Source organism: Cytophagia bacterium CHB2 (genome assembly GCA_030263535.1).
GTDB lineage: Bacteria > Zhuqueibacterota > Zhuqueibacteria > Zhuqueibacterales > Zhuqueibacteraceae > Coneutiohabitans.
In genome coordinates this window covers 1-5,140 of record SZPB01000415.1, presented here as the reverse complement: position 1 = coordinate 5,140, position 5,140 = coordinate 1, and the positions used below count along the sequence as shown (strand labels likewise).

The 5,140-nt window shown below is 54.0% G+C and carries 5 protein-coding genes; 1 reads left to right on the top strand and 4 read right to left on the bottom strand.

The window, feature by feature from the left end; genetic code table 11:
- The 4 genes from FBQ85_26235 to FBQ85_26220 form a co-directional block, all read right to left on the bottom strand.
- The coding region (locus tag FBQ85_26235; GenBank protein MDL1878631.1) for a hypothetical protein at positions 1–1,084 on the bottom strand (1,084 nt) is incomplete at its 3' end.
- Between the two features lie 215 nt (positions 1,085–1,299).
- Entirely contained in the window at positions 1,300–2,982 is a 1,683-nt protein-coding gene (locus tag FBQ85_26230) for a response regulator (protein ID MDL1878630.1), read from the bottom strand.
- A 93-nt stretch (positions 2,983–3,075) separates the two neighbouring features.
- A complete protein-coding gene (locus FBQ85_26225; GenBank protein ID MDL1878629.1) occupies positions 3,076–3,804 on the bottom strand; it encodes a gamma-glutamyl-gamma-aminobutyrate hydrolase family protein in 729 nt (242 codons plus the stop codon).
- 72 nt (positions 3,805–3,876) lie between these two features.
- Positions 3,877–4,527, bottom strand: a complete 651-nt coding sequence (locus FBQ85_26220) for a YfcE family phosphodiesterase (GenBank protein ID MDL1878628.1) — start codon at positions 4,525–4,527, stop codon at positions 3,877–3,879.
- A gap of 299 nt (positions 4,528–4,826) precedes the next feature.
- Here FBQ85_26220 and folB point away from each other — a divergent pair.
- A partial coding sequence (gene folB / locus FBQ85_26215; protein MDL1878627.1) for a dihydroneopterin aldolase occupies positions 4,827–5,140 on the top strand: 314 nt, incomplete at its 3' end.

The window sequence follows — 5,140 nt, the reverse complement described above, 5'->3', positions numbered from 1 at the left end:
ACTGAACCACTCCGCTTGCGTTGATCCGCTGCGCGTAGATGTCAATGTTCGTTCCGCTTCGACTGTCCTCCCACGTAATAATCGCGCCCCCCGAACCGTCGCTGACAATGCTGGGAGAATCTTGACCGCCGCTTTCAGTAGAGACCGCGACGCCGTTTGCCATCCACTGAACCACTCCGCTTGCGTTGATCCGCTGCGCGTAGATGGTGGCAGGGTTCGCCGTTCCGTTCCGATAGTCGACCCACGTAATAATCGCACCCTCTGAACCGTCGCTGACAATGCGGGGATACCATTGTTCGCCGATTGCAGTCGAGATCGCTACACCGTTTGCCGTCCATTGAACCATTCCGCCTGCGTTGATCCGCTGCGCGTAGATGTCCCAGTCCGTGCCGCTCCGACGGTCCTGCCACGTAATAATCGCGCCACCTGAACCGTCGCTGACAATGGTGGGATAATATTGAGAACCGCTTGCAGTAGAGATCGGCGCGCCGTTTGCCGTCCACTGAACCACTCCGCTTGCGTCGATCCGCTGCGCGTAAATATCAGAGTTCGTTCCGGCTCGCCAGTCCTCCCATGTAATAATCGCTCCCCCTGAACCGTCGCTGACAATGAGGGGAAACTTTTGTTCGCTGCTTGCAGTCGAGATCGCCACGCCGTTTGCCGTCCACTGAACCACTCCGCTTGCGTTGATTCGCTGCGCGTAGATGTCAGTGCCCGTTCCGCTTCGCTGGTCCCCCCACGTAATAATCGCGCCCCCCGAACCGTCGCTGACAATAGTGGGAGAAACTTGACCGCCGCTTGCAGTAGAGATCGCGACGCCGTTTGCCGTCCACTGAACCACTCCGCTTGCATTGATCCGCTGCGCGGAGATGTCAGTACTCGTTCCGCTTCGAAAGTCCTGCCACGTAATAATCGCGCCCCCTGAACCGTCGCTGGCAATGGTGGGAGAAGCTTGACCGCCGCTTGCGGTCGAGACAGCTACGCCGTTGGTTACCCACTGAGCAAGGGAAGAATTGACAAGGGATGAAAGAACAAAGCAGGTCCCAATCAAGAGGAGCCTGAACAAAACGAGGAAGGTACTCATAAGACCTCTTCAAACAACCGTTTCTATTGATTATCTATGTCACCGAATGCACCAAAGTACAATCAGGGAGTCGCCGCCACAATTACGCAAATGCGTGTATTGGAGGGGAAAGTGAAAATCTACCACCAAGACTCCAAGACACCAACGAGGAATATCAGTCCCTCAATTTCCTTTGTGACTTGGTGTCTTTGTGGTTTTCCTTTACGAGAGGTTTTCTACAGCAGGTTTTCCTTGAGGGCTTTTGCAACCGCGCCGCTGCGGGAATGCACTTGCAGTTTCGTGTAAATCCCCCGCATGTGCATATCAATGGTGTGAAAGCTGAGGAAGAGTTTGTCGGCGATCTGTTTCTTGGCGAGGCCGTCCACAAGGCATTGCAGGATCTCGCGTTCGCGGGGTGTAAGGCCGTAGTTCGCTTTCGGCGCTGCAAGCCGAGAGAACATGTCCACAACTTTCGCGGCAATTTGCGCGTTCATCGGCGCGCCGCCGTTGAGGACATCCTGCAGCGACTCGATGATCCTTTCTGTTGACTCGCTCTTAAGAAGGTAGCCAGAAGCGCCTGCACAAATCGCCCTAAAGATCATGTCGTTTTCATCAAACACCGTCAGCATAACGACACGCGTCTCGGGTGAAATCGCTTTCACCTTTTGCACCCCTTCGATGCCGCTCATTCCCGGCAAGCCAATATCCATCAGGATAATGTCGGGAAATGCGGACCGATGCAACTCCTCCAGCGCGGCGTGCAAATCACGCGGCACTGTTGCCGGCAATTCATAGGCATTGCCGGTGATTGGCGTTTTGGGCGACAGCTTCTCCTGCAAGCCCAGCCAGCCAATGGCCAGGGCGGCGGCAATGACGAGATAGGGATTGCCGTCCGCGCCGGGAATGCGATTTTCGAGACGGCTGGCGCTGCCCTCGGCGGCAGGCACACGCAAGGACACCGAGCGATTATCGCGCCCCCAGGAATCATTGATGGGCGCATAGCTGCCCGGGCGCAGGCGTTTGTAGCTGTTGACATGCGGCGCAAAAAATGCCATGGCCGGTTTGAGATAGTGCTGGCAGCCGCCGATAAAGTGTTGCAACGGCAGCGGCAATTCATTTGCCGGCAGCGCTCCCGCAAAAACATTCATCATCTCCCGCCACAAGCTGATATGCAAATGAAAACTCGATCCGGCAGAATCGGCGAACGGTTTGGCCATGAAGGTGGCGTGATAACCCATCTGCGCCGCGGTTTCCTTCACCATGTTGCGAAAAAGAAAGGTGTGATCGGCCATTTGCAACGCATCGGCGTAGCGCAAATTGATTTCGAACTGGCCGGGCGCGTATTCCGAGAGCGTGGCTTCCACGGCAAGGCCCATGGCCGCGGCATTCGTTTCGAATTGTTCCAAAACTTTTTCGACGGAGACGAGATGCAAAATGCTGTAGGCTTGAGTACCGCTCGTGGTGGGCAGGCGCGTATCGCCGTGCAACAAATAAAATTCCAATTCGGAAGCGACTTTGGCGGTGTAGCCCGCGTGCGCAAGTTGGGCGAGAATCTTTTTGAGAATGAAGCGGGGATCAGCGAAAAATGGTTTGTGACCGGCGACAACCGCATCAACGATCACTTGCGCAGTGTTTTCTTTCCATGGCACCAGCGTGAGAGTATCGAGATCCGCCATGGCGTGATAATCGGGATCACCGTGTTCCCACAACAACCCGGTTTCGGCGATGGTTTCGCCTTCGATATCCATCGCAAAAATGGATTGTGCAAAGCCAATACCGCTTTCAATGGATTTAAGAAAAATCTCCGCCGAAACATTTTTGCCGCGCATCAAGCCGTTTTGATCGGAAAAAACCAATCTGATTTTTTTGATGCCATGTTTGCGAATGAAATCATCAGCCTTGCGCCTGTTTTCGTTCATGTCTATTCCGCTTCAGTCACAGCATTTTTTGAACACGTTGGGTTTTCCGGTCAAATCTGAAGTGGCCGGGCTTGCTCTCAAAAAAATGCAGATTCAACCCTGCTTGTGCGCGACGACCGCCGCGATGAAATTTTTGAAAATACTCAAGGAGAAATCATCAGCTTGCCATAAGCGCTCAGGATGCCATTGCACGCCGACCACGTGATGCTGCGCGAGATCTTCGCTTTGGAACGCTTCAATCACGCCATCTTCCGCCCAGGCAACAGGCGCCAAACCTTTCCCCAATTTTTTAACAGCTTGATGATGCAAACTGTTGACCTGCGCCGTTTTTTCCACGGCGGCATGATTCAAAACCGTTTGCGGCGCGAGACGAACCTCGTGCGCAAAAGCCTCCGGCGGCTCTTCAATGGAATGCTTGATTTCGGAAGGCTGCTGGCTGGGCAAATCTTGAATCAGCGTGCCGCCGCGATAGACGTTGAGTGTTTGAAAGCCGCGACAGATACCCAACACCGGCACATGCTCCGCATGCGCGCGCTCGAGCAGCATCCAATCGAAACGATCGCGCGTTTCATTCACCGGGCCGAGTTTGGCATGCGGCGCTTCGCCGTAGCGTTTCGGATCGAGATCCGTTTGGCAACCGGACAAAATAAGGCCGTCAAGCAACGGCCAGATGTGATCGACATAATCCTGCTCTGCAATCAACGGCAGCATGACAGGAATGCCGCCGGCGGCGTAAATCGCTTCAGTGTATTTGTAGGACAGCCGGTAATAAAACTGTTCCGGCAGCTTTTGCATCTGAATACCAATCACCGGCTTGGACATATTGTGCACTCGTTCCCTGGGATTCACTGGGGCTGTTGCTTGTCACTTACTCTTTTTACTCTTTGCGAATGATTAAACTTGCTTCAACTCAACTATGATCTTCTCGGCAACGTCCACGACGGCATAGCAGCCGTTGCGCACCGGGCCGCAGTTGACGATTACCGTGCCGTTGATTTCATCAACGCCGCGCGCTTCGTGAATGTGACCGCAAATGATCAAAGCCGGCTTGACATCATCCATCCACTTGCGCACTGCAGTGCTGCCCAAATGTTTGCCGGAAGCGTTGCGGTCAACTTGTGTTTGATGCGGCGGCGGATGCGTGAGCATAATGAAGCGCGGCAAGTCCTGCGCTTGTGCATGACCCTCTGCCAAAAAGCCGTGCAACTCTTCTTCGGTAAATTCATACATGTCTCCGCGCCAGGGCGGCATGGCCGAAAGGCCGAAGAATCCGAAGCCATTGAAAGCGTGGCCGCGCCGGTGCAGTGAAACGCCGCGGCGCAGCAACATCTCGTCGATCTCCGGACTGTCGCAATTGCCGGCGACGGCAAACACCTGCGGGCAATACAACAACGCGGTATCCAACAGTCGCTCAGCTTCTTGCGGCGGGCCAAAGTTGGTGAAATCACCGCCGATCAACAGCGCGTCCGGCTCCGGCTCACGTCGCAAAATCTTTTCGAACGGCGCGCTTGCGCCATGAATATCCGAGAGGCATAAAAGTCGCATATGATCTCTTTATTTTTGAGATGAACTAGTTTTTGGCGGGCGCAATATAGTGAGAATTGGCAGGTGAGTCAATTGCAAATTCCAGCAACAGGGCATTTCTCTTGACATTCGGGCATGCGTTTGATACATTCGCGCGTTGCTTTTAAAAATCGTTCAACAAGTTTCAATCATGCAAAAACTGCGCTCTGCGCCTGTCGAAAAGCGCCCAGCGCAACAATCGGGCTTCGACAAGCTCAGCCCGCGCTAAAACCCAGTTTTTGTCACTCAGCCTGTTTGTGCTTCATTCTTATCGCTTGCCTATGCCATCCGACACTCTTCGTCTCAACAAAATGATTTTTCATGCTTATCACGGTTACTGGGAAGAAGAGCGCCAAGTGGGGCAGCGTTTTGAAGTCGATGTCGAGTTGCATATCGATGTGGCACAAGCGGCGGGCAGCGACAACATTCGCGATACGGTCGATCTTTATAAAGTTTATCAAACCGTCGAACGCGTGGTGACGAAAAACACCTTCAAACTGGTCGAGACACTCACGCACGCCATCGCCGACACGTTATTGCAGGAATTCCACCTGCCGCAGGTGCGCGTGCGCGTGCGCAAGCCCAACTCGCCGGT

Excerpts from the sequence above, each read along its gene's own strand:
- FBQ85_26230 (MDL1878630.1), bottom strand. The coding sequence starts at position 2,982 with ATGAACGAAAACAGGCGCAAGGCTGATGATTTCATTCGCAAACATGGC.
- FBQ85_26225 (MDL1878629.1), bottom strand. The coding sequence starts at position 3,804 with ATGTCCAAGCCGGTGATTGGTATTCAGATGCAAAAGCTGCCGGAACAG.
- FBQ85_26220 (MDL1878628.1), bottom strand. The coding sequence starts at position 4,527 with ATGCGACTTTTATGCCTCTCGGATATTCATGGCGCAAGCGCGCCGTTC.